General features: G+C 51.9%; 24 protein-coding genes, 1 tRNA gene and 1 other annotated feature (1 of these 26 only partly in view). Of the genes, 3 read left to right on the top strand and 22 right to left on the bottom strand.

What is annotated here, in order from left to right; translation table 11 throughout:
• Positions 1-68: a binding site (T-box leader), on the bottom strand; it reaches 183 nt to the left of the window's first position.
• Between the two features lie 92 nt (positions 69-160).
• Positions 161-2,152 (bottom strand): hypothetical protein, encoded by a 1,992-nt coding sequence (locus SLIP_RS10725; protein ID WP_013176309.1) that lies wholly within the window; start codon positions 2,150-2,152, stop codon positions 161-163.
• A 247-nt stretch (positions 2,153-2,399) separates the two neighbouring features.
• On the opposite strand from SLIP_RS10725, the gene SLIP_RS10730 reads away from it, so the two are divergent.
• Positions 2,400-3,533 carry an HD-GYP domain-containing protein gene (locus tag SLIP_RS10730; protein ID WP_013176310.1) on the top strand — a complete coding sequence of 378 codons (1,134 nt, stop codon included), beginning with the start codon at positions 2,400-2,402 and terminating at the stop codon, positions 3,531-3,533.
• Positions 3,534-3,893: 360 nt separating this feature from the next.
• Positions 3,894-4,043 (top strand): hypothetical protein, encoded by a 150-nt coding sequence (locus SLIP_RS12810; RefSeq protein ID WP_013176312.1) that lies wholly within the window; start codon positions 3,894-3,896, stop codon positions 4,041-4,043.
• Positions 4,044-4,169: 126 nt separating this feature from the next.
• Here the strand turns inward: SLIP_RS12810 and SLIP_RS10735 are convergent, their stop codons facing one another.
• From SLIP_RS10735 to argC, 11 genes are all read right to left on the bottom strand, one after another.
• On the bottom strand, positions 4,170-4,910 hold the full coding sequence (locus SLIP_RS10735) for an endonuclease III domain-containing protein (protein WP_242649106.1): 741 nt from the start codon (positions 4,908-4,910) through the stop codon (positions 4,170-4,172).
• 96 nt (positions 4,911-5,006) lie between these two features.
• Positions 5,007-5,081 (bottom strand) — tRNA-Thr (locus tag SLIP_RS10740).
• 283 nt (positions 5,082-5,364) lie between these two features.
• A complete protein-coding gene (locus SLIP_RS10745; protein ID WP_013176314.1) occupies positions 5,365-5,622 on the bottom strand; it encodes a hypothetical protein in 258 nt (85 codons plus the stop codon).
• Positions 5,623-5,720: 98 nt separating this feature from the next.
• Positions 5,721-7,469, bottom strand: coding sequence for an argininosuccinate lyase (gene argH / locus SLIP_RS10750; RefSeq protein ID WP_013176315.1), 1,749 nt, complete (start codon positions 7,467-7,469; stop codon positions 5,721-5,723).
• Complete coding sequence (locus SLIP_RS10755) at positions 7,466-8,671, bottom strand: argininosuccinate synthase (protein ID WP_013176316.1); 1,206 nt, start codon at positions 8,669-8,671, stop codon at positions 7,466-7,468. The genes argH and SLIP_RS10755 overlap by 4 nt, the downstream gene beginning before the upstream one ends.
• Positions 8,672-8,729: 58 nt before the next feature.
• Positions 8,730-9,182, bottom strand: coding sequence for a GNAT family N-acetyltransferase (locus tag SLIP_RS10760; RefSeq protein ID WP_013176317.1), 453 nt, complete (start codon positions 9,180-9,182; stop codon positions 8,730-8,732).
• Between the two features lie 13 nt (positions 9,183-9,195).
• Entirely contained in the window at positions 9,196-10,143 is a 948-nt protein-coding gene (gene argF / locus SLIP_RS10765) for an ornithine carbamoyltransferase (protein WP_013176318.1), read from the bottom strand.
• 64 nt (positions 10,144-10,207) lie between these two features.
• Complete coding sequence (locus SLIP_RS10770; protein WP_013176319.1) at positions 10,208-11,404, bottom strand: aspartate aminotransferase family protein; 1,197 nt, start codon at positions 11,402-11,404, stop codon at positions 10,208-10,210.
• Between the two features lie 14 nt (positions 11,405-11,418).
• The gene (argB, locus tag SLIP_RS10775; protein WP_013176320.1) at positions 11,419-12,276 is read right to left on the bottom strand and encodes an acetylglutamate kinase; all 858 of its coding nucleotides are present in this window, start codon (positions 12,274-12,276) and stop codon (positions 11,419-11,421) included.
• Between the two features lie 368 nt (positions 12,277-12,644).
• Entirely contained in the window at positions 12,645-13,850 is a 1,206-nt protein-coding gene (gene argJ / locus SLIP_RS10780; protein ID WP_013176321.1) for a bifunctional glutamate N-acetyltransferase/amino-acid acetyltransferase ArgJ, read from the bottom strand.
• 20 nt (positions 13,851-13,870) lie between these two features.
• Positions 13,871-14,908, bottom strand: coding sequence for an N-acetyl-gamma-glutamyl-phosphate reductase (gene argC, locus SLIP_RS10785; protein WP_013176322.1), 1,038 nt, complete (start codon positions 14,906-14,908; stop codon positions 13,871-13,873).
• A gap of 396 nt (positions 14,909-15,304) precedes the next feature.
• Here argC and arsM point away from each other — a divergent pair, with 396 nt between their 5' ends.
• Positions 15,305-16,114: an arsenite methyltransferase gene (gene arsM / locus SLIP_RS10790; protein ID WP_013176323.1), complete on the top strand. Its 810-nt coding sequence runs from the start codon at positions 15,305-15,307 to the stop codon at positions 16,112-16,114.
• A gap of 48 nt (positions 16,115-16,162) precedes the next feature.
• Here arsM and SLIP_RS10795 read toward each other — a convergent pair whose 3' ends face one another.
• The 10 genes from SLIP_RS10795 to arsB all read right to left on the bottom strand — a co-directional run bounded on the left by SLIP_RS10795 (position 16,163) and on the right by arsB (position 23,028).
• Positions 16,163-16,477, bottom strand: a complete 315-nt coding sequence (locus SLIP_RS10795; protein WP_013176324.1) for a type II toxin-antitoxin system RelE/ParE family toxin — start codon at positions 16,475-16,477, stop codon at positions 16,163-16,165.
• On the bottom strand, positions 16,474-16,737 hold the full coding sequence (locus SLIP_RS10800; protein ID WP_013176325.1) for a type II toxin-antitoxin system Phd/YefM family antitoxin: 264 nt from the start codon (positions 16,735-16,737) through the stop codon (positions 16,474-16,476). Before SLIP_RS10800 ends, SLIP_RS10795 begins: the two co-directional genes overlap by 4 nt.
• Before the next feature lie 35 nt (positions 16,738-16,772).
• On the bottom strand, positions 16,773-17,567 hold the full coding sequence (locus tag SLIP_RS10805; protein WP_013176326.1) for a lipoate--protein ligase family protein: 795 nt from the start codon (positions 17,565-17,567) through the stop codon (positions 16,773-16,775).
• A complete protein-coding gene (gene lipA, locus SLIP_RS10810; RefSeq protein ID WP_013176327.1) occupies positions 17,542-18,450 on the bottom strand; it encodes a lipoyl synthase in 909 nt (302 codons plus the stop codon). The genes SLIP_RS10805 and lipA overlap by 26 nt, the downstream gene beginning before the upstream one ends.
• 193 nt (positions 18,451-18,643) lie before the next feature.
• A complete protein-coding gene (lpdA, locus tag SLIP_RS10815; protein ID WP_013176328.1) occupies positions 18,644-20,053 on the bottom strand; it encodes a dihydrolipoyl dehydrogenase in 1,410 nt (469 codons plus the stop codon).
• A 12-nt stretch (positions 20,054-20,065) separates the two neighbouring features.
• Positions 20,066-20,491 carry an OsmC family protein gene (locus SLIP_RS10820; protein ID WP_013176329.1) on the bottom strand — a complete coding sequence of 142 codons (426 nt, stop codon included), beginning with the start codon at positions 20,489-20,491 and terminating at the stop codon, positions 20,066-20,068.
• 2 nt (positions 20,492-20,493) lie between these two features.
• Positions 20,494-20,934 (bottom strand): putative zinc-binding protein, encoded by a 441-nt coding sequence (locus SLIP_RS10825; RefSeq protein WP_013176330.1) that lies wholly within the window; start codon positions 20,932-20,934, stop codon positions 20,494-20,496.
• A 2-nt stretch (positions 20,935-20,936) separates the two neighbouring features.
• Positions 20,937-21,341 (bottom strand): putative zinc-binding protein, encoded by a 405-nt coding sequence (locus tag SLIP_RS10830; RefSeq protein ID WP_013176331.1) that lies wholly within the window; start codon positions 21,339-21,341, stop codon positions 20,937-20,939.
• Positions 21,342-21,357: 16 nt separating this feature from the next.
• Entirely contained in the window at positions 21,358-21,936 is a 579-nt protein-coding gene (gcvH, locus tag SLIP_RS10835; RefSeq protein WP_013176332.1) for a glycine cleavage system protein GcvH, read from the bottom strand.
• Positions 21,937-21,963: 27 nt separating this feature from the next.
• On the bottom strand, positions 21,964-23,028 hold the full coding sequence (gene arsB, locus SLIP_RS10840) for an ACR3 family arsenite efflux transporter (protein ID WP_013176333.1): 1,065 nt from the start codon (positions 23,026-23,028) through the stop codon (positions 21,964-21,966).

Genomic DNA, 23,028 nt, shown 5'->3' on the forward strand with positions numbered 1-23,028 from the left:
GTTTTCAGCTACCCCGGCTCTCTGTCGACTAAGGGACGGCATGTGTTCATCCCTGTCATAGCTTTTTGGGGAATGAAGATTTGCTTACTAGTATAGGTAAAAGCCTATCCCCTGTCAACAAGTTCTACCGATAATATCAAAAAAGATCACACACTCGCGTTTACAGGTACATCCTCTCCAGGTATTCTTTTAGGTTGAGATAGCGTTTTACGCGCTGACGGATGCAGGATTTTCTTCTCTGGTTCATATCCTTAAACATTTCCCACAAACGGCGCTGTCCCTCCTCGCTTTCCCGGGCCTGGGCTGGTGAAAGTCCCCCTAGTTCCTTTGACTTGGAAAAATACCACTTGTCTAAGTAGGCCTTCTTCAAACGAGCTTCCAGGTTGGGATACTGCGCTTTAATCTCCCGGGTCAGAACTTCAAATATCCCCTCTTCTTTGATCTCTAGGCCTTCAAATTGCAGGCAGTCTTGGATCCCATGTTCGAAATATTCACGAACGGCAGAAACTTCTTTATCTCCGTAAGCGGAAACCGTCATCCAGCTATTACCGAACACGTACTCGGCTAGAAAGATCTCGGCGCCAGTATCCGGGCTTTTGCGGTACTGGTAAAACACTTGACAGTTTCCCGGCAAATCATACTGTTGGTTCGCGATGTTCTGTAGTTTGGCCAAAACCCTGTTCCGGTCTCGCACCAGGTACCTCGCACTGATGAATTTCATTCCATCCTCAAAAACCCCATCCTGCTTACCCCCTGCCAGTACGTCATCGAAGCTCAAATACTGTCCGGCCAAATACCGGTAAGCAGTTAAAGTACTGATCTCGTGCCGTGAACTCAAGACTACTTGGTGTTCCCTGGTTACTAATTGATGCAGAGCTTCCAATGTGCGCAGGTCCTTGCCCATCACGACCATCTCATCACCCTTGATAACAAGGTCAGCCCAAACTCCTGGAAGAAGGAACCCTCCACAAGAATACTCGTCCTCATGGTGAGCGATCCTCAAATGAATTCCCCCCGCGATTTCCCCGGCTTCCTCAATATTATCTAACACCTCGAGGGTAGACAGTAGTTCATCGACATCTAAAACCTCGTACACGTAACAATGTATCTTGAAAAACGAAGGTGCGTGATCACTGGATGTACTTGCTATCTCAAATAGCTGATGACAAACATCAGAAACGAACCATTTCCCCCTAAACTTTTTCAGATAAAACGATAACTCCCTGTACCCTACCTCTTCGTCTCCCAAAGTGATACAACGGGCCTTGACTACAGCGTATCTGCCACTGGTCTTTACACCGGCCGCGTGCCCCTCCACCAAGGTTTGCCCGAGGTTTAAAACTGATTCTACCTGCCCGGCGAAATCCGGCCTAAGGAGCTTTTCCTCATCGAAAAGCGCCTTAACATAAGCATGGTCTTGGCGACGCAAAGCGATGAAGAAACTGTTGACTAACTGTTGGGGAGACAGCAGCTCCGACAGCTTGTCAAAAAGTTCGCGCACTTCAGCTTCAGTCAAATCAGAAGACATATCTAAGTATTTGTGAAAGAGAAATCGGCCGGGACCAGGTCTGGTCATATGCTTGAGGTTAAACTGATATGACTGTTGAATCAGGAAGGCAGCTTCTTTTAAAGAGATATCTACCACATTAGTCAATTTTCTCCTGTCGTTTTCGAAATCGCTTGCGGCAACATCTGATAAGGCGAAGATGCTGTGTATGCCTTCGGGTCCAAAAGTCAAGAAAAAACATTCTACGTCCAAAGAACCGTGCGGAGTTTCCCAAGCAATGTCAACCGTAACCTGTCCTAGATGGCGGGTCTTGGTGGCATAAGCTCGGTAAAATCGCCCTCGAAAAAAGGCAGGGCAAGTCACAGGTACCCCTGCCATCCGAAGTTTGCCTAAAGCTCTGCTTATAGGTCTTTCCAGCTCAGCTCCATACTCCTGTTGCAATAGATGAAAAAAAACCGCTAGTTCCTTTTCGTGAAAACCGGATAGGCTCTCTATGACTAGTGAACGGAAATCACGCGGTATCTCTTCCATCATCTCCAAAGCGAAAAGCCTGCCTTCATTACTGTCCATCAGGTGCTTAATGTCACCAGCCAAGCTTTTCAGTAAAGACCGGGGTATGAGCTTGTTGTTGCTCCTGCTCTTCATTTGACTTCTCCAGTCCCTTTTCTTATTCGAAGAGAAACTCATCCTAGAATAAATTTAGCACTTGATGAACCGCGTGGCAAACATACAGATAATACCGCTTCCAGTACCGCCAGAAACGGGATTTTACTACAATGCCATACTACCTTAGTTTAGTTGATGTGAGAAATTGTTGGGATAAGCGAGCAGGATTTGTTTTTTTCGCGCAGAATTGATATGTTTAGCAAAAATATTACTTCCCGGAGGATTTATGCGTCGCGTCGCAGTCGAATTACTGGAACCAGGAATGATAGTAGCAAGGAGCATTTTCGACAGTGAAGGCAACTGTCTTTTGGGTGCCGGGGTAACTCTCACGGATTATTATATTCAAAGGTTAAAAGAGTTGGGCATAGTTTCGATATACGTTGAGGACGATCTCTTTGATTCGCTGGGAGAGATCAAAGAGCCCATCTCCGAACAAACCAGGCTTGAGACCATAAAAGAAGTTAGAAAGAATTTCCAGGCCCTGGAGGCCAACCGGCGAATCAATACCCGCCACGTGAAAAAGATGGTAGATACCATATTGGACGAGCTGATGTCCAACCGGGAAGTGCTGATCAATCTCAGCGACATCAGAACTTACGACGATTATACCTTTTCCCATTCTTGCAACGTGTGCGTACTGAGCCTGCTGACCGGGATCACCCTCGGTTACAACGAGCTCAAGCTCAAGGAACTGGGTATAGGCGCTCTTCTGCACGACATCGGTAAGATCCGGGTCAGTAAAGAGCTGTTGAACAAGCGGGGGGAATTAACCAAAAATGAGTATGCTGAGATAAAGAAGCACGCAGCCTACGGTTTTGATATACTCCGCACCTACGAAGATATTCCCCTCCTCTCCGCTCACATCGCCTTCCAACACCATGAACGTTGGGATGGAAAAGGGTATCCTCGTGGCCTGAATCAGGAGCAAATTCACGAATACGCCAGGATTGTGGCTGTCGCCGATGTTTATGACGCGCTCCTGGCAGATCGTCCCTACCGTTCGGCTTACAGCATCAACCAGGCCGTTGCCATCCTTAACCACATGTCAGGATTGTACTTCGAGCCCCGGATCCTAGCCGCCCTTGTCTCCAATGTTGCCGTTTATCCGATAGGCAGCGTGGTAATGCTCAATACTGGAGAAATCGGAGTAGTGGTAGACGTAAACCGCAATGCCCCCACTCGCCCTGTGGTGCGGGTGGTTTTTGATCGGAGACTGCTGAGACTTAAAAACCCTCACGAGGTCGACCTTTCCAATCTTTCTACAGTCTACATCGCCCGGGTTCTAACCGAGCAAGACATTATCCATCTGAAGTCGGGTACCTTTGTTCCTCAGGATGCTTCCGATACAACTCAAGAATAATTTCCTTTTCTTGCCAGAATAAATTTTTCAAGCTCACCAACACTAGTAATAAGCAGAGGTGAGAGGATGACCCTGAAGATACTGGCTGGTTTTTTAGTTCTTTTCATAGGCGGTTCCATGTTTTACGTGTTTTTCCGCAAGATCTTGCCCACTGTTACCAGCAGGAGGTAAGCCTGCTGCTGCGAAAGCGGGCCACAGATGGACACAGATTTGCACTGATTTAGGGACGAAACGTTTCCTTGTCGGTAGCGAACGCGTGGTCTTAGAGAAGTATTTGTATCCTTAATAGAATTTGTTAGCTCTTAAACAAGTTTTGTCCTAAACCAATACCAACAAAAAAACTGAGGAGGTTGCTTAGCCGTGTTTTTCCGTACCGAAGATAACAAGGGCAAACCATATTGGAAATACGAGTACTTGGCGGTTCCCATCGCTTTTCTCAACGGCCTTTACCTAGGCGGTTGTCTTCTCCGCAAAATGCGCCAGACCTGGGAACACGGCCCTAGGGACTGAAAACACTCGATTCTAGAATAAATGTCGATTAACCATGACTTGTTCTTCGATTAAAGGATCAATTCAGGGTTTTTCTTGGGAAACCCGTCACGCACGGCGAAAGTTTATAAAGGATTACAGACTGGCTCACGTACAGCCCATAGTCGTGCCTAGAGCGGTTTCGGAGTTCTCTTTTTCAAGTGAAGAGGTCTTGCACCTGTGAAGTAGGGGGCACTTCTGACATAAAGGGCGCCGGGCCAAACAGATGCGGTTGCCCAAGGCCACGATAAGGGCGTGGTACTCGTTGAAAAGGTAGGTTTCACAGGGAAGGTTCGAGGTAAAGAAATCCTGCACCACTGAATAACCAACATCAGCCTCAAGGTACCCGAGCCGTTGAAATATCCTCTTAGTATAAGCGTCGACCACGAAAACGGGCCGGTTGGCAGCATATAAAAGGATACTGTCCGCTGTCTCCGGTCCTATCCCCTTCAAGGCCAAAAGTTCCATCCTCAGTTCGGGGGTGGACAGGCTCAGCAGTTTTTCAAGATCTCCTTCATACTTAATGTTAACCAGTTCCGCGAATGCTTTGAGCCGCGCCGCTTTCTGGTTGTAGTAACGGGCAGGGCGAATGAGATTTCCTAGTTTTTCTACCCGTGTCTTGATTAAGCCGCTTATCGACAACAGTCCCTCTTCTTTTAAGTTGTTGATGGCTTTTTCTACATTGTTCCAAGCCACGTTCTGGGTAAGAATAGCCCCTACAATCACTTCCAAGGCCGTCTCTCCAGGCCACCAATGTCTGGGCCCAAAATGATCGAGTAGTTCTTGAAATATCTCCAGCAATTCGGTCCTGATATCCTCTTTTAACACCCGAGAACACCTCTTACCCAAACCTCTGACTCCCGCCTTTGCCGCCTCCGATGTGCAAAAATGCTCCAGACAAAAAAATGAACCCCGGTCCATCCCAGCCGGGGCAGAAGTTCGATATGGAGCCGACGGTCAGATTCGAACTGACGACCTGTCGATTACGAATCGACTGCTCTACCGCTGAGCTACGCCGGCCTGCGTTTTCGGAAAATAGCCACTGATAGGCGAAGATTACAAAAGCTTATCAATGGTTGTTTCGCCTTTTGATTCTATTAGCAACCAAGTCGATTGCCACGCTATAATGGCGACTCTGCCGCGAGTCATGCATACCAATCGGGCTAAGCGCAGCCCATCTTCGAACCTCATATTAACAAGCCCTGGCCCTTTTGTCAAGTAACCCGCATACCCTCCAGCCGGCCCTAACTCCTTCTAGCTTTCCTTGAAACCACGTTCGGCACGATGACCGCTCAACTGTAACTTACAAGTACCTGCTGTTCCTGCGAAGGACGCTCCTGCCCCCACTGTACAGCCCAACCGCCGATAGCCCGACTACTAGGCCATCCAGTATAGCTACGCCTACCGGTTCCCCAGGGGCCCTCACCCCCAGCCTTAACAAAACTCCCAGACTCACGGCCAGAACAGGACAGTAGCGCTTGCTGAGTCCAGCCTTTTTCGCTATCTCAACCAGCCCGTTTATAACCGGAATCGCGATTACCTCGTAATAGCCGTTATACACCCCGGTCACTCTCCTTGCATCCGAGTTTGGCTCCTCTTCTACTAACCTTATGCGGAGAGCTGGTTGAGTATTATAGCAACGGGTTTCCTTGCCTCCTTCTATTCACCTCCAAGATACGCCTTGAGACGCTCCAGTTCGGCTTGGTGTAATTGGTTAACCTTCTCTACCGCGTACTCTATCAGCTCCTCTTCACGGTCCGACAGCTGCTCCCGCACCAGTTGACCAAAGGGAACTATCTCCAGCGTAGCAAGGACTTCTTCCGGTGGCTGTTCAGCCGTGAAGGCATTCAACATGCTGACGAGGCTGTGAAAAAACCCTTCCACCCATTCGTCGATTTCATATCTCCAGGATTCGTCGCTGAAACCGGCTTCAGGTTCCTTTGGTTTCAACGGTTCTTCACCGTCCTGTTCCCAGTCTTCCCCTTCTTCGTCTCCCGACAAAGAACCTCCACTGACTCTTACGCGACCAAACTCGGAAAGTAACTTATTTGCCTCCAGTATGGCGTCCCTCACGGCTTCTGGAGCCGTCCCTCCTTTGACCTTGCGGCTGGCCACGCACCCATTGAGGCTTATCCTATCGTAGACATCGTCCTCGATCTCTGGGCTGAACTGCTTCAGCTCTTCCAGGCCCATGCTCTCCAAGGTCTTGTTCTTCTCTATACAGTACAAAACAGCTCGTCCCGCTATTTCATGGGCAACCCGGAAAGGAATTCCCTTGACAACCAGGTAGTCGGCCATATCAGTAGCGTTGGTAAACCCGCCTCTAGTCGCCTCAGCCATCCGCTGGCGATTAAACTTAGCTGTTCGCAACATCGGGGTGAACACGGCCAAGCACTTTTTCAAGGTGTCAATCCCGTCAAACAGCGGTTCCTTATCCTCCTGCATGTCCTTGTTGTAGGCCAAAGGCAACCCCTTCATCACCGTAAAGAGGCACATCAAATCCCCGTATACCCGGCCAGTCTTGCCCCTTATCAGTTCAGCCACATCCGGGTTCTTCTTCTGAGGCATAAGGCTCGATCCCGTAGCGAAAGCGTCGTCCATCTCCACAAACTTGAATTCATCGGTAGACCACAACACCAGTTCTTCACAGAAACGGGACAGGTGCATCATGGTTATGCTGGCAAAACTCAGGAACTCCAAGGCAAAATCCCGGTCGCTGACGGCATCCAGGCTGTTCCGCGTCAACTCGGCGAAGCCCAGTTGTTCCCGAACGTATTCCCGGTCTAGATCGAGCCCGCTCCCGGCTAGAGCTCCCGAACCTAAAGGCATGAAATCTAGTCTCTTTTTGCAATCTTCAAGCCTGCCCAGATCCCGCCAGAACATTTCAAAATAAGCCATCAAGTGGTGGGCCAATGTTACCGGTTGACCCTTCTGGAGGTGAGTATACCCCGGCATGATGGTGTAGAGGTGTTCTTCAGCCAGGCTCACCAGGGTCTCTTCCAGGTCCAAAAGCAGCTCCCTGATTTCGCCTATTTCCTCTTTTAAGTACATCCTTACATCCAGAGCCACCTGGTCATTGCGGCTGCGCCCGGTGTGAAGCTTCTTGCCCGTTGTCCCGATCCTTTCGATAAGCCAGAGCTCCACCTGGGTGTGTATGTCCTCTACCCCAGGGTCAAACTGCAACTCACCCCGGTCAAGAGCCGACATTATTTCTTGCAGGGCTTTTATTATGAGTTCTTTCTCTTCCTCGGTTATCAGTCCCTGCTTGGCCAGCATAGCCGCGTGGGCCATGCTGCCTTTTATATCCTGGCGGTAAAGTCTCCTATCAAACGAAAGAGAAGCGTTGAACTCTTCTGTCAACCGGTGCGGTGGCTTCTGAAACCTTCCTCCCCACATCTTTGAGCTCATCTTTTACCGACCTTTCTTTCCATCAATGCCCTTACTTTCAGCGGCAAGCCGAAAAGGTTAATAAATCCTTCTGCATCTTTTTGATTATAAAAATCGCTCTCTCCAAAAGTGGCCAAATCGTGGCGATAAAGCGAATACGGTGATTCGGCTCCGACCGGAGTACAGTTGCCTTTGTACAGCTTGACCCTGACCTTGCCCGTAACTGTTTCCTGGGTCTTGGCCACGAAGGCGTCCAAAGCCTCCTTGAGCTGAGAAAACCACAGCCCGTCGTAGACCAGCTCGGCATAGAGAATAGCCACCTGTTCCTTGAAGTGCATGGTCCTGCGATCCAGGGTCAGGTTCTCCAATTCCCGGTGGCTGGTAAAGAGCACGGTACCGCCGGGGCATTCATATACACCGCGGGACTTCATGCCGACGAGGCGATTTTCCACCAAGCTCACTATTCCCACTCCGTTAGCACCGGCCAAATGGTTAAGCTTTTCGATGAGCTCTACGGGACCCATCATCTGTCCGTCTATCGCAACCGGAACCCCCTGTTCGTATTCGATTTCTACATAGGTAGGATGGTCCGGGGCTTTTTCGGGAGGAACTGTTAAGAGGTACATTTCGTCCTTAGGCTCCTGCATGGGGTCCTCGAGTTCGCCTCCCTCATGGGAGAGATGCCAAAGGTTGCGGTCCCGGCTGTAAATGCTCTTTTTGGTCACAGGCACGGGAACGTTATGTTTCTGTGCATACTCGATGGCATCTTCCCGGGACTTGATATCCCACTCCCGCCACGGGGCGATAATCTTAAGCTCCGGATTGAGAGCCTTAACACTCACTTCAAACCGCACCTGGTCATTGCCTTTGCCGGTCGCCCCGTGGGCCACGGCAGTCGCTCCTTCCTTTTCCGCAATCTCTACCAGTTTTCGGGCAATTAGAGGCCGGGCAAACGAGGTGCCTAGCAGGTATTTGCCCTCGTAGATAGCTCCGGCCCTTAAAACCGGAAAGATATAGTCGCGGACGAACTCTTCCCGTACGTCTTCGATGTACACTTTGCCGGCCCCAGAGCGGAGCGCTTTTTCCTCCAACCCGGCCAGCTCTTCTCCCTGGCCGAGGTCCGCACACATGGCGATAACTTCATAACCGTAGTTTTCTTTCAACCAGGGAATAATAATGGAAGTATCCAGTCCACCTGAGTAAGCAAGCACAACTTTGTCCATCGGAACTCTCCCCCATTCTCCTTTACCAATCCTTTTTAAGAGCGGCCGGGGTACGCGCTTAGCATCCACAGTCTTTTCCAGGTTCACAATCCCAGCTCGCAACCAAAACATCCTGGCGCAGCCTCCACCCCAGACGCGTGTAAAAAGCAACAGCTTGCTGGTTGGTCGTGAATACGAGGAGGTGGACCCTCCTCGCCCCTATTTCCCTAAACCTGTCCAGTACCTCAGCCACCAAAGCCTTGCCTATGCCCTGGCTCTGATAATCTTTTCGCACGGCAAGATGATACAGGTAGCCCCTCCTCCCATCAAAACCTCCCACAACTGCGCCTGCCAAGATACCTCCCTTCCACGCCACAAGACAGGTCCTTGGATTCCGTGCTATGAATCGCTTGAGGTCTTCCTCGTCGTCACCGACTCCGAGCCCGATTCCGGGGGTAGCAGCCCACAGGCCGAGCATAGCATGAACGTCTTCAGCTTTGGCTTCCCTTACCGTAAACCTCGGTTCCCTCATCGCCCCACCCCTGTTACTGCATCACCAGGGCCATGATCGCTTTCTGCGCGTGCAGGCGGTTTTCGGCTTCGTCGAATACCACCGAGTTAGGGCCGTCCATCACTTCATCGGTAATCTCTCGCCCTCGCTTGGCGGGCAAACAGTGCATGACGATAACGTCCGGCTTGGCTTTGCCGAGCAGGGAAGCATTTACCTGGTAGCGGGCAAAGTGCTTCTCCTTCTCGTGAGCCTCTTTTTCCTGGCCCATGCTGGCCCACACATCCGTGTAGATCACATCCGCCCCATCAACTGCTTCGGCCGGATCCTCAACTACCCAAAGCTTAGCCCCGGTTTCTTCAGCATCTTTCAAGGCCTGAGCCATTATCTCATGTTTGGGTGCAAAGCCTGGGGGACAAGCCACCACTACGTTCATGCCCACTTTTGCTCCCCCTACCAGCAGCGAATGACACACGTTATTCCCGTCTCCTATAAAAGCACATTTGAGCCCCTTAAGTGTCCCTTTCTTTTCAAGTATGGTTAAGATGTCTCCCATGATCTGGCACGGGTGCAGCAAGTCAGTAAGACCATTGATAACCGGGATGCTCGCCCAATAAGCCAGTTCCTCAACCTCTTCTTGGGCAAAGGTACGGATCATGATTCCATCTAGGTATCGGGACAAAGTCAAAGCCGTGTCCTTTATGGTCTCGCCCCTTCCCATCTGCAGGTCGTTCGGGCTCAGGAAAAGTCCGTAACCTCCCAGTTGGTAGATGCCCACTTCGAAGGAAACCCGGGTACGGGTCGAAGGCTTCTGGAATATCATCCCTAGGGTCTTTCCCGCCAGAAGGGGATGGGGTATCCCTTCCTTCTGCATCTTCTTGAGCTTCTGAGCCAGCTCAAGTATCTCCATTACCTCTTCTGAAGTATAGTCGCGAATGGCTAAGAAATCGCGCCCTTTGAACTTCGGATTAAGTTCTACCGTCATTTTTATCCATGCCCTCCTCTCCCGTAATAACGATAAGACGCCGCTCATACTCTTTTTGATAACTCTATTCATCCTGCCATTCGTTTAAGGCCTCGTTCAGTATGGCTAACCCCTGGTCCGCCTCATCTAGAGCTATGTTAAGCGGCGGTACCAACCGCAACACCCGAGGGCCGGCCGAAATAACCAGGAGTCCCTTTTGCATACAGATGTCCACCAGGGGCTTGACTTCCCGGGTAAATTCTACTCCCAGCAGGAGGCCTAAGCCCCTGACTTCCTTCACATCTTTCCTCTTACCGGTCATGGACTGTAAACGGCTCTTGAGATAATCCCCGATACGAGTGATGTGGTTCAGCATTTCCTCTTCACTTAAAATGTCTAAAACCCGGTTCGCCACCGCACACCCCAAAGGATTCCCGCCAAAAGTCGAAGCATGATCCCCTGGTTCGAAGGCCTGGGCCACCTCGGCTCGGGCCAGCATGGCCCCGATGGGAAAGCCCCCTCCCAGAGACTTGGCTAGAGTGACTATGTCAGGCTTAATACCGTAATGCTCGTAAGCAAACATCTTACCGGTACGACCCAAGCCGGTCTGAACCTCGTCCAAGACCAACAGCAGGTCGAATTCATAGCACAACCTCCTGAGCCCGGTTAGGAACTTGCTGGTTGCAGGGTTGATCCCGCCTTCTCCCTGTACGGGCTCGACAATAATGGCTCCGGTCTTTTCCGTTATCACTTTCTCTACCGATCCGAGATCGTTAAACTCAGCATAAACAAAACCGGGAACCAGCGGTTCAAACCCGCGATGATACTTTTCTTGCCCGGTGGCAGTCAGTGCGCCCAAGGTCCTCCCGTGAAACGAGTTGTGAAAAGCTACAATCTCGCATCCTGGTTTTCCTCTAAGGCTAAAATACTTACGAACTAGTTTCAGTGCAGCCTCGTTAACCTCTGCCCCGCTATTAGCAAAGAAAGCCTTGTCGAGCCCAGAAAGACGGCAAAGCTTGGCTGCCAGCTGCACCTGTGGTTCGATCCAATACAGGTTAGAGCAGTGCCAGAGCCGACCGGCCTGGTTCTCGAGGACTTCTTTCAAAGCCGGGTTGGAGTGGCCCACTCCACACACCGCGATCCCGCTAGTAAAGTCCAGGTATTCTTTGCCGTCCGCATCCCAAGCCCTTACCCCGTCGCCTTTGACCAGGGCTATCGGAAATCGTGCGTAGTTGTTCATCAGGTACTGTTGCCCTTCGTTAATGACTTCTTGATTGCCCATCACCCCACCTCCTTCTACCCTTTAACTACCATGCTTCCGATACCTTCGTCGGTAAAAACCTCCAGCAAGATGGCATGCGGGACCCGGCCATCGATGATGTGGGTCCGGCCTACCCCGCCCTTTAACGCGTCTACACAGCACTCTACCTTTGGTATCATCCCGCCTTCAATGATACCGCAGTCGATATACTCATCGACCTCCGAGATTCTCAGCCTCGATATGCGGCTGGTAGGATCCTTCTTGTCGGCAAGTATGCCGGGGACATCGGTCAGAAGCACCAGTTTGTCTGCCTTAAGGGCACTGGCTACGGCTCCGGCTACGTGGTCAGCGTTGATGTTGTAACTCTCTCCGTGGTCGCCGATTCCTACCGGACTGATTACCGGTATATAACCTCTCTCCGTCAGGGTCTCGATCAACTCCGTGTTGACGTCCCTGACTCTCCCCACCAGCCCCAGGACTTCTTTGCCGGGTATAGGTTCGGCCCTAATCAACTTGCCGTCCTTGCCTGACAGCCCGACTGCCGAACCACCGCTGTCGTTGATGCCGGCAACTATCTCCTTGTTGATCTTGCCTACTAGCACCATCTCCACGATTTCCATCGTAGCCTCGTCAGTTACCCTAAGCCCGTTTACGAATGAGGTAGAGATGCCCAGGCGGTCAAGCATGCGGGTAATGTCAGGGCCACCTCCATGTACTACCACCGGGTGCATACCGACGTACTTCATCAACACGATGTCCTCCATGACCGCCTTTTTCAAGGAACAGTCGGTCATGGCGCTTCCGCCGTACTTTATGACTACGGTTTTCCCGTAGAATTCTTTTATATACGGCAGGGCCTCCACCAGTATCGCCGCCTTCTCACATGCAGTCACTTTATCCTCCCCTTTTTCTATAGCCACAGATTCACACTGATTATCACTGATTTTTAGACGCTGATTAACGCAGAGTCCTTAATTTATAACCTTCAACTACGCACGCCCGTCAAAATTGAGCCATTCATGTGCACAAAAAATAACAAATACCGTAGTCATGTTACGTCACTCCTCAGAAGACCCGAAAGCAATGATGTCATGTTAATTAGAATAAAACAGCCATTACCAATGGCTATAGCACGCTTCACAAAAAAGTTATCTGTGTAAATCCGCGTAAATCCGTGTCCATCAGTGGCTATAACAATAAATTCCGGAAATTTTCATCTGTGTAAATCTGCGTCAATCTGTGTCTATCAGTGGCTAATCACCTACGTACGGTAGCTGGCGTTGATGTCGACGTACTCATGCGTAAGGTCGCAGCCCCAAGCCCGGGCCGAGTAACTACCCTGTTTCAAGTCTAATCTGATGATTACCGCATCCTTCCTCAGTTCTTCACGAGCTGCTTCCTCATCAAACTCTAAGCCCGCTCCGTCCCTGGCTACCTGAACTCCGCCGAGATAAATATCAACCAATTCAGGGTCAAAATCCGCCCCCGAATAACCGGCGGCGCATATGATCCTTCCCCAGTTAGCGTCTTCGCCGAACACTGCCGCCTTAATGAGGTTAGAAGCCGTTATGGCACGAGCTATGCGGCGGGCATCTTCTTGGCTAGGAGCCCGCTCCACCTGAACCTCGATCAGACGCGTCGCTCCTTCCCCATCCCGGGCTATCATCTTGGCGAGTTCCACATTTACGTAATTGAAGGCTTCTTTGAAAGCCAGGTATGCCTCCGATGCTTCGTCGCTGATCTCGGGGTTACCCGCCAGCCCGTTGGCCAAAACGAGCACCATATCATTGGTTGAGGTATCGCCGTCAACGCTTATCATGTTATATGAGATGTCTACCGAATCGCGCAGTGCTTTCTGCAAACACTCGGCGCTGATGTTGGCATCGGTGGTTATGAAAGCCAGCATAGTAGCCATGTTGGGATGAATCATGCCAGAACCTTTAGCCATTCCGCCTATGCGAACCGCTCTGCCTTCGATCTCAACCTCCACCGCTGTCTCTTTAACAACGGTGTCGGTGGTCATTATGGCTTCAGCTGCACACAGACCGCCCTCCCGACTCAATCCCTGGCACGCCCGTTCAATCCCGGCTTTAACCCTGTCCATAGGCAACGGTACCCCCATGACCCCGGTCGAGGCCACCAATACGTCTCGAGGCTCAAGTTTGAGCGCTCTTGCCGCGGCTTCAGCCATTAGATATGCATCTTTCTCGCCGTGGGCCCCGGTACAGGCGTTGGCATTGCCGCTGTTGACCACGATGGCCTGGGCCTGCCCGTCGGCGATGGCCTGCTTAGTGTATTTCACGCACGCTGCCTGCACCAGGTTAGTAGTAAATACCCCGGCCGCCCTAGCCAAACCCTCGCTATAGATTACGGCTACGTCCTTTTTGCCTTTTTTTCTTATCTCTGCCATAACCCCTTGGGCGAGAAAACCCTTCGGGGCTGTAACTCCTCCTGTAATTACCTGCATCCAACCTGCCCTCCCTTGTTTTATGGAAAGATTCCTGCAAAGTCCAGTGCTTCAGTCTCTTCAAGTCCGAACATTATATTGAAGTTCTGGACCGCCTGCCCTGAAGCCCCTTTGTTCAGGTTATCTATAGCGCTAATTATTATAGCTCGACGCTTCTTGTCGTCCACAAAAATGCCGATATCGACGAAATTACTTCCATAGACCCAGCGGGTATGTGGGTACGTCCCTTCTGGCAAAACCCTCACAAAATGCTCGTCTGCGTACTGGTCGGCAAAAGCCTGTCTTACCTGCTCTTCAGTCACTCCTGGCCTAAGCTTGACGTAAGCAGTCGTCAGTATTCCCCGGCTCATGGGAATCAGGTGGGGTGTAAAGGTTATCTCGACCTCCTGCCCAGCGGCAAAGCTGAGCTCCTGCGCGATTTCTGGAGCGTGACGGTGGCTGCCTACGCTGTACGCCTTGACCCCTTCGTTCACCTCGCAGAAATGGCTGGCCAACTTAAGGCTTCTTCCGGCCCCGGATACCCCGGTCTTAGAATCGATAACGATGTTCTCGGTCTCGACCAACCCCTCCTTCAAAAGAGGAGCCAAAGCCAGAATCGCCCCGGTAGGAAAACATCCCGGATTCGCTACTATCATGGTTCCCCTTATCTTTTCCCTGTATATTTCAGGTAACCCGTATACGGCCACATCAAGCAACTCCGGAGCTTCGTGCGTAACTTCATAGTATTCCTCGTAAATCTTAGGATCCTTCAGCCGGAAATCGGCTCCCAGGTCGATGCACCTGACGCCGGAGCCTATCAATTCCCGCACTATGGGCGCAGACAATCCGTGGGGCAAAGCTAGGAAAACCACCTGGCACTCCCGCTTGAGCTTGTCGATATCGGCCTTTTCACAAATAACTTCGCTGAACCGGAGTAAATGTGGATATACTTCGGCAAATCCCTTATCGATGTTCTCGGTAGAAAACACGGTTGCTACCCTGGCTCTCCTGTGCCTGCTCAGGACCCTAACCAGCTCCGCCGCCGTATACCCGTCTCCGATTATCCCTACCGGTATCATGCCTACTTCCTCCCCTAGCGCTGTGTTCACGATGCAAGCAAACCGACGAGCAAAATCTGTTCCACATTAGTTTCTCCCGCCAAACATGTCTATAATTATACATATATATGTATATCCTTGCAAGGGTTTAAGGCTTGCGGCCCGTGGAATTTTTTCGCCGCGTTCAGAGGTGACAGAACGGACGGAACTCGGTTAAAATGTGTAATATTAGAGTAATTCTCAGCAGGAGAGGCGCGCTCTCGAAACAAAAGGCGAACCCCCGGGACCCTCTGGGGTCATCGCAAAATGTCCAAAATAGTTCGCTTTCTACAGGTTCTCAGAATATATCGAGCGTTTATCTGCCAAGAAGTCTTGCGCATCTGTGGTTACATATTCGGGAAAGAAAGGAGAATCAGTATGGAGAAAGATGTCAGGCAAGAAGTAAGAGAATTCTATGGTCGCCTGGCTGAGCAGGCGAAAGCCGGGGCTCCGGCTAGCTGCTGCAGCGGCGGTTCCTGTTGCACCCCGATCGCTAATGCCATAGTTTTATATGACCTGGACAATCTGGAAGACCTGCCTCGGGAAGCGGTGAATTTCTCGTTAGGATGCGCCAATCCCCTGTTGCTGGCGGATCTTAAAGAGGGAGAAGTCGTCCTCGATTTAGGCAGTGGAGGCGGGCTCGATGTCTTGGCAGCTTCTAAATATGTCGGCCCTTCCGGCACGGTCTACGGACTGGACATGACCGACGAGATGCTGGATCTTGCCAACCGGAATAAGGAGCAGATGGGCGTGACTAACGTGGAATTCCTGAAAGGGTTTATCGAAGACATTCCCCTACCGGATGAATCGTGCGATGTAGTGATGTCTAACTGCGTCATCAACCTCTCCCACGATAAAGAAAAGGCTCTAGCCGAAGCCTACCGCGTGCTCAAGCCGCAAGGCAGGCTCTGCATCGCGGACATCGTTTCCGTGAAACCTGTGCCTGAATCGGCGAGAGAATTAGCTTCTCTTTGGGTAAGCTGCATCGCCGGTGCACTCGATGTGAAAGAATACGAGAACATCTTGGGAAAAGTAGGCTTTAAAGACATCGAAGTGCAGCCTGCTATTGTTTACCAAGGGAAGGTGCTGGAGGATATAGCGGGGAATAGCCTGAAGAATCTGTCAGAATCAGAGGCACGAGAACTAGACGGCGCCTTCGCCAGCGCTTACGTGAAAGCCAGGAAATAGGCAGGTAAGATTATCTTTTTTTTGACGCTGATTAACGCAGACCCCACTTCACAGCAAATGCTCCCAGTTCCGTCTACCATATAAAATTCTAACTACCGTAACCGTCTTATCCTCTTCGAAAACCACATAAAAGACAATATAGTTTTCTACAGGAAGCTTTCGTATACCCTTTGCAGCCAGAACTTCGTCTGCCACCAGCGGATGACGGCTCGGCATTTCGGCAAGGCTCATTATGGCATCCCTGATCTTGCCAACCAGTTTCTGTGCGGTAGTAGGCTCCCGCAGTTCCCCTGCAATATACCGCACAACTTCCTGCAGATCATTGGCTGCCGGTTCAGTCATCAAAACCCTGTATTTTTTCATTCTGGTAATCCTTTTTCTATTTTTGAAAACACGTTCTGGGCAGGGACGACTTTGCGGTTTTTCAGGGCCTCCATCCCTTCGTCCAGCAGCCTGTACAGTTCAAACTTGCCGACCAGCTTTTCATAAGTTTCAATACTCATGACCACCAGGTCGCCTCTTCCGTTCTTGGTAATAAAAATCGGTTCTGAATATTTGTGGCAGAAGTCCGAAATTTCGTTATACTTATTTCTGAAATCAGAGCTTGGTCTGATGTTCGGCATGATACCCACCTCCCGCATATTATATGCATATTCTATCAAAACTTTGATAGAATAGGAAGCAGCTCATATTTAGGAACCAAGCTGGCAGCCAGGTTTCTCTCTTCGTCGTTTAGCTCGTCCTCCTCAAACTGAATACCCAAGGCCCGGCTGAAGCCCCGGATAACGGCTTCAGCCACTTCGCCTAAGGTGAGTGTTTTTGCCAATATCGACTGCAGGCAGGTCACCGATTCCAGCAAGGCGCGGCACTTGGCCTCTTCCTCGCAGGCAAAAACTTCATTCAAAAGCTGATCCTGGGGAAAAACCAGGATTGATCCGTGCTGCAGAAGGGTCCTTCCCAAACGCTTCTGGGCACTGCCCACGAACTTCTTTCCGTGCCAGGTTATATCGCTGGTTGTGGCCGTCGCAAAACAGGCCTCTGACCAACCCGAAGAAGGCTTGGCTCGGCCCAACTCAGCCTTTATTCCGAGGTCGGCAAAAGCCTGCAGGAGCCCCTGGCATAAATAACGGTAGGAGGAGATGACCCCTTCCGGCGCATCCTTGCCAGCAGTCGCCACCACGGTGTAGGTCAAATCGCCGTAGTGAAGAACGGCCCGGCCTCCCGTAATCCGCTTTACCGGGACTATGCCCAGCCGTTTCAGGGCAGCAAGATCGACTTCGCCTACGTCTTGAAAATACCCCAGCGACAAGGCGGGCGGTTCCCAAGTGTACAACCGCAAGACCGGCGGCCGTCCTTCTTCTTTGGAGTGCAGGACAGCGAGGGCCTCGTCGACCGCCATGTTCCAAGCCGGTTCCCCCGCCCCGCTTCTAATCAGACGCCATTGCTTGGACACGACCAGTCACCTTCCGATAATAATACCCTGCCTGGTAAGAGCTCCGTACCAGGGGTCCTGACGCCACTCCGAGAAATCCCATTTTGTAAGCCTCTTTTTCCCAATCGGCGAACTCTTCAGGCGTCACGTAGCGGGCAACCGGGTAATGCCGCCAGGAAGGAGCCAAGTACTGACCTATGGTCAACAGGGCTACCCCCGCATCCCGCAGATCTTCGAGCAAAGCGAGTACTTCGGCTTCGGTTTCGCCCAATCCCAACATAAAACCGGATTTTGTGACCGTGCCCGGGCGGGATTCTTTTTGGGCCGCAGCTAACACATCGAGAGAGCGTTCGTACACGGCTCCCGGCCGCACTTCTCGGTACAGGCGGGGCACCATTTCTACGTTGTGGGCGAAAACCTCGGGCTTGGACTCAAGCACCAGGTTTAATGCCTCATGGTACCCTTTGAAATCGGGTACCAGAACCTCGACCGTTGGCGCTCCGGGGAGAGTACGAAGCTCCCTTATTACCGAAGCAAAATGTTCTGCACCTCCGTCGGCCAGGTCATCCCTGGTAACAGATGTAACGACCACGTGTCTCAGCCCCATCTTTTGAGCAGCCCTTTTTATCCGGAGCGGCTCTTCCCGATCTACTGGCAACGGATGCCCGTTCTTCACCGCACAGAATCGGCAGTTCCGCGTACAAACATCCCCTAGTATCATAAAAGTAGCCGACCCTCGGGAGAAACAATCTCCCCGGTTAGGGCACCTGGCCTCCTCGCATACGGTGTTCAGCCTGTGCGCCGTCACTTCGTTGCTTGTATCCTTATAAACTGTGACGTTCTCCGGCCTCTTCGCTTTTCTTACGGTTTCCAGCAACCACCGCGGCACTGCGGTTCTTTCCATACTCCCACGTCCATTTCTCAGCCACAGATGGACACAGATTTTTCACCGATTTACACTGATTCAAATATCACTAGTAAAGCCTGTTTTTGTTCACCATGTTAGAAGTTGTCTACCAAGCGTTAGAAGCATCCGTCGTCTGTGTCCAAACTTAAAAAATCTGTGAGAATCAGAGCTAATCGGTGTTCATCTGTGGCTACTTATTGGTATGTTCTCCAGGCAGCATGTGGATGGCCTGGCCGCAGGCGGCCTGGGCTGTTTCCAGGACAGCTTCGGACAAGGTAGGGTGCGTGTGTATGGTGTCCACGATACCTTTGGCCGGAATCTGGTGGCGCATGGCCAGCGCAATCTCAGCCACCAGATCCGCCGCGTGTGGCCCTATAACATGGCCTCCCAGGATCTGCCCGTTTTTCTCGTGTACAACCAGCTTGACCATGCCTTCCCACTCCCCTAAAGCCTGGGCCATGCCCAGGGATTTGAACGGGAAGCTGAAGGCAGTAGCCGGGAACTGCTCCTTAGCCTCTTCTTCGCTCAATCCTACCGCGGCGTACTCGGGGAAGGCAAAAACACAACGGGGGACCACCCGGTAGTCCATCCGGGATGTTAGGCCAGCCGCATTTTCAGCCGCGGTTATCCCTTCAGCGAAAGCCACGTGGGCCAAGAGCCACCCGCCCACAACGTCCCCGGCAGCAAAGATTCCGGAGATGCCCGTTTCCATGTGCTCGTTCACTGCTAGAGGCCTGCCATTTTCCGCCAGACCAACGGCTCTGAGCCCGATCGATTCCACGTTTGGCACCCGGCCCGCTGCCATCAATACCGCATCTCCTTCCCACTTTTGCCCGTTCGACAGCATAACGGTAACCTTGTCCCCCACCGCCGCTTCGTTGACAGACAGGCCGGTAAGCACCTTTACCTTCTGCCTCTTCAACATGCGCGTCATGTAGGAAGCCATCTCCAGGTCTTCCCCGGGAAGGATACGGTCCTTCATCTCAAGCAGGGTTACCGAGCTCCCCAGCTCGGCCATTATGGAAGCCATTTCCACTCCCACCGCCCCAGCACCGACGATAAGGAGGGAGGCCGGCACCCGAGATACTTCAAGGATATCGTCGGTGGTCAGCACCCCCTTGTTCTCGCCGGTCAATCCGGTAAATGGAGAAGGGATTGAAGGCCTGGATCCGGTAGCGATGACTATCTTTCCTGCTTTCAGCCTGATTATGCCGTTGGCGGTTTCAACCTCGACCTCGCGCGGGGAAAGCAGCGTCCCGGTTCCTTCCAGGTGCTCGATGCTGCGGCTTCGAAAGAGCTGGCTTATCCCCCCGCGTAGAAGGCCTACCACTTTATTCTTACGGGCGATAATAGCCTTAATGTCGGGGCGAGCCGTTTCGATCTCGATACCGTAGGCCTTAGCCCGCCGTGCCCGGGAAAGAACTTCCACCGACGCTCGAATAGCCTTGGTCGGAATGCAGCCCCGGTTGAGGCACACTCCACCCAGTTCCCGCGACTCGACTACAGCCACCTTCATCCCCAGCTGGGCGGCGCGAATCGCGCCCTGGTAACCGGCGGGCCCGCCGCCGATAAAGACCACATCGAATACCTGCTCGCCCATGTCATTCCCCCCTCACTCGATGATCTCTATCTCGGGCTGGATGACCACTTCGCTCTTCACCGATTCGGCTATAGTCGAATACTTGCGGGCCATCTCCAAAGCCCTTTCAACTTTCTTTCTAGAAGCACCTCGGACCGTGACTCTGGGCTTCAGCACCACCTTCTTAAACCAGGAAGTGCGGTCTATGAACTCCTCCACTTCGCCTTCAGCCACGCACTCGAAGGCCACCAGGTCCAGTTGCAGGCGCTCGGCCGCCCAGATAACCATCATATGCACACAGGTGTTTACCGCCATCATAAAAGCGTCTTCCGGCGTCATCATGTTGGGATGACCGTACAGAGCCGGTGGCGCCGAAAACTCCATCTCGGTCCCGTTTTCGCAGTAGGTGTACCCTAGGTGCTCTCCTTTCCAAACTACCTTGTTGGTATAAATCGGCATCGTTAACCCCCCTGTCCGGCCAAGATTTCGTCTACTTTCTTGGCTATTTCTTCTGCCAGGACGTTGACAGCTGCCTGGCCCTCATCGGTTAAGACACGGCGCGTATCGGACAGGGAAATGCCATGTTTTTGGAGCACATCAGACACTACCAGCGAATAAGCGGGCTTGCCGCTCAGCTTCTCGGTAGAGATCTGGCTGCAGCGCTTTTCGCACCCGTCGACGGTGATGGTAGGAAAACGGTTGGCAAAATTTCGTTCCTTCTCGTCACCGGCTATGAAGAGAGGCAGGCAAAGAGTAACCGTCTGGCCCGGGCGCAGTTCATCCAGCACCTTGCGGCAGGCAAAGCGGGTCAACGTTCCTTCGCAGATTTCTTCTCCGTTGCAGGGAACTATGCCTATTTTCAAGGCCTTCGGCTTATCATCTAGCTTGATAGCTTGAGCCATGCCTATCCCTCCTCCTTCACAAGGCAGTCGACTTCGCCCGCCAGCTTCTCGGCCAGAAGGTGGGCCAGCTTGAAACCGGGCTCTCCCAGTTTCAGTACCCCTTCCGGTTTGAGATCCCGGTGTTCTTTGAAAACTTCTATAGTCCTGACCGCTTTATCTACCTTGAGCCCGGCGGCCTCGACATTCTTGAGGGCGCACTCCTTGGCGCACCCGTCCACCGTGATGATGAAGCTGTCTTTGGCCTGTTCCACCACCTCAGGATCGCGAATCATAAAGCGGCCGAGACAAGCAGTAGTAACGTCCTCGGGACGGATGTCGTCTATTAGCTCGTAGGCCGCCTGCCGGCTAATCTCGCCGTAGGCCTTACCGATGCCGCTGCAAGGTAAAACCATTATCTTTTTCGTCACCCCGAACCCCTCCCTGTTACTTTTCCAAGGCTGCCTTGATTTTCTCTTCCATTACCGGGAAGTACGCTTCGGCTGCCATCAGTTTCTCGGCATCCTGGTCCCAGGCGGTAGGTCTGATCTTGAAGATCCAACCCTCGCCGTAGGCATCGGAGTTTATGAGTTGGGGATCGTCCTCCAAAGCAGTGTTCACCTCCACGATCTCGCCGCTTACCGGTGATATAAGGGTCACAGTAGTCTTGATGGTCTCTATTACCCCTGCTTCGTCCCCCTGCTTTACTTCTTTCCCCGCTTCCGGCAGTTCGATGAAGGCCACGTCACCCGCGTTCGTCTGGAGAAAATCGGTGACGCCTACCACCACCAGGTCTCCTTCCCGCTTGACCCAGCACTCTTCAGGGTGATAGAGGTAGTCTTTCATCACCCGGAAAGTAAATTTGTCGTAGGTAACCTCCATGTACTCCTGGCTCACTACCAACACTCTCCTTTTGTAAGGTTCTTTCAAGAAATAATTTTCGGCCGAGGCCGCCCACCTTGATGTTAGCTCTTCCCCCATAACCGTTCCAGCTTCTTCGAAAAAGATCTCGGCATTATTCGCCACAGCGCATCCCCGGCGGCTTGCAAGCGATTACCGGGCTTTCGCCATGTCGGGCGCGAAATATTTTCGCTTGAAATACAGGGCCAAGTTAACCAAACTGATAAGCACCGGCACTTCCACCAAAGGCCCGATAACAGTGGCAAAGGCCTGACTGGAATGGATGCCGAAAACAGCTACCGCCACCGCGATAGCAAGCTCGAAATCGTTGCTGGCGGCGGTGAAGGCTATGGTGGTGGTCCTAGGATAGTCGGCACCTATCCATTTCCCTATAAAGAAAGTCACCAGCCACATAAAACCGAAGTAAAGAGTGAGAGGGATTACCACCCTCAAAACATCGAGCGGCAGGGTTACGATTACATTCCCTTTTAACGAAAACATTACCAAGATGGTGAAAAGAAGCGCGATCAAGGTAAGCTTGCTGATGCGGGGGATGAACTGGCCTTCGTACCATTCCCGGCCTTTCGAGCGCACCATGGTCGTGCGGGTGAGAAAGCCTGCTATAAAAGGAATGCCCAGGTAAATGAAAACGCTCTTGGCGATCTCGGCCATCGAGACATCGACCGCCGCACTGGTCAGTCCCAGCCATTTGGGTACTATGGTCAAAAAGATGTAGGCGTAGATAGAGTAGGTCAGAACCTGAAATATCGCGTTGAACGCCACCAAGCCAGCAGCATACTCGGGGCTGCCTTCTGCCAAGTCGTTCCAAACCAAAACCATGGCGATGCAACGGGCCAATCCCACCAGGATGACGCCCTGCATAAGCTCGGGCTTGTCGGGCAAAAGCAGCACTGCCAGGACAAACATGACTATGGGACCTACGATCCAGTTCTGGATCAGGGAAAGAGACAGGAGCTTCCTATCCCTGAAAACGGTGGGGAGTTCGTCATACCGGACCTTGGCCAGGGGCGGGTACATCATCAGTATCAGGCCGATAGCTATGGCTATGTTGGTGGTCCCGATCTGAAACTTGCCCCAAAAGTTGGCTATCGAGGGGTAGAAGTAGCCAGCCCCTACCCCTATGACCATCGCCAGGAATATCCACAAGGTAAGGTAGCGGTCTAAAAAGGACAGTTTAGCACCGACCGATTCACTCAT

This window comes from Syntrophothermus lipocalidus DSM 12680 (assembly GCF_000092405.1).
GTDB classification, from domain to species: Bacteria; Bacillota; Syntrophomonadia; order Syntrophomonadales; family Syntrophothermaceae; genus Syntrophothermus; species Syntrophothermus lipocalidus.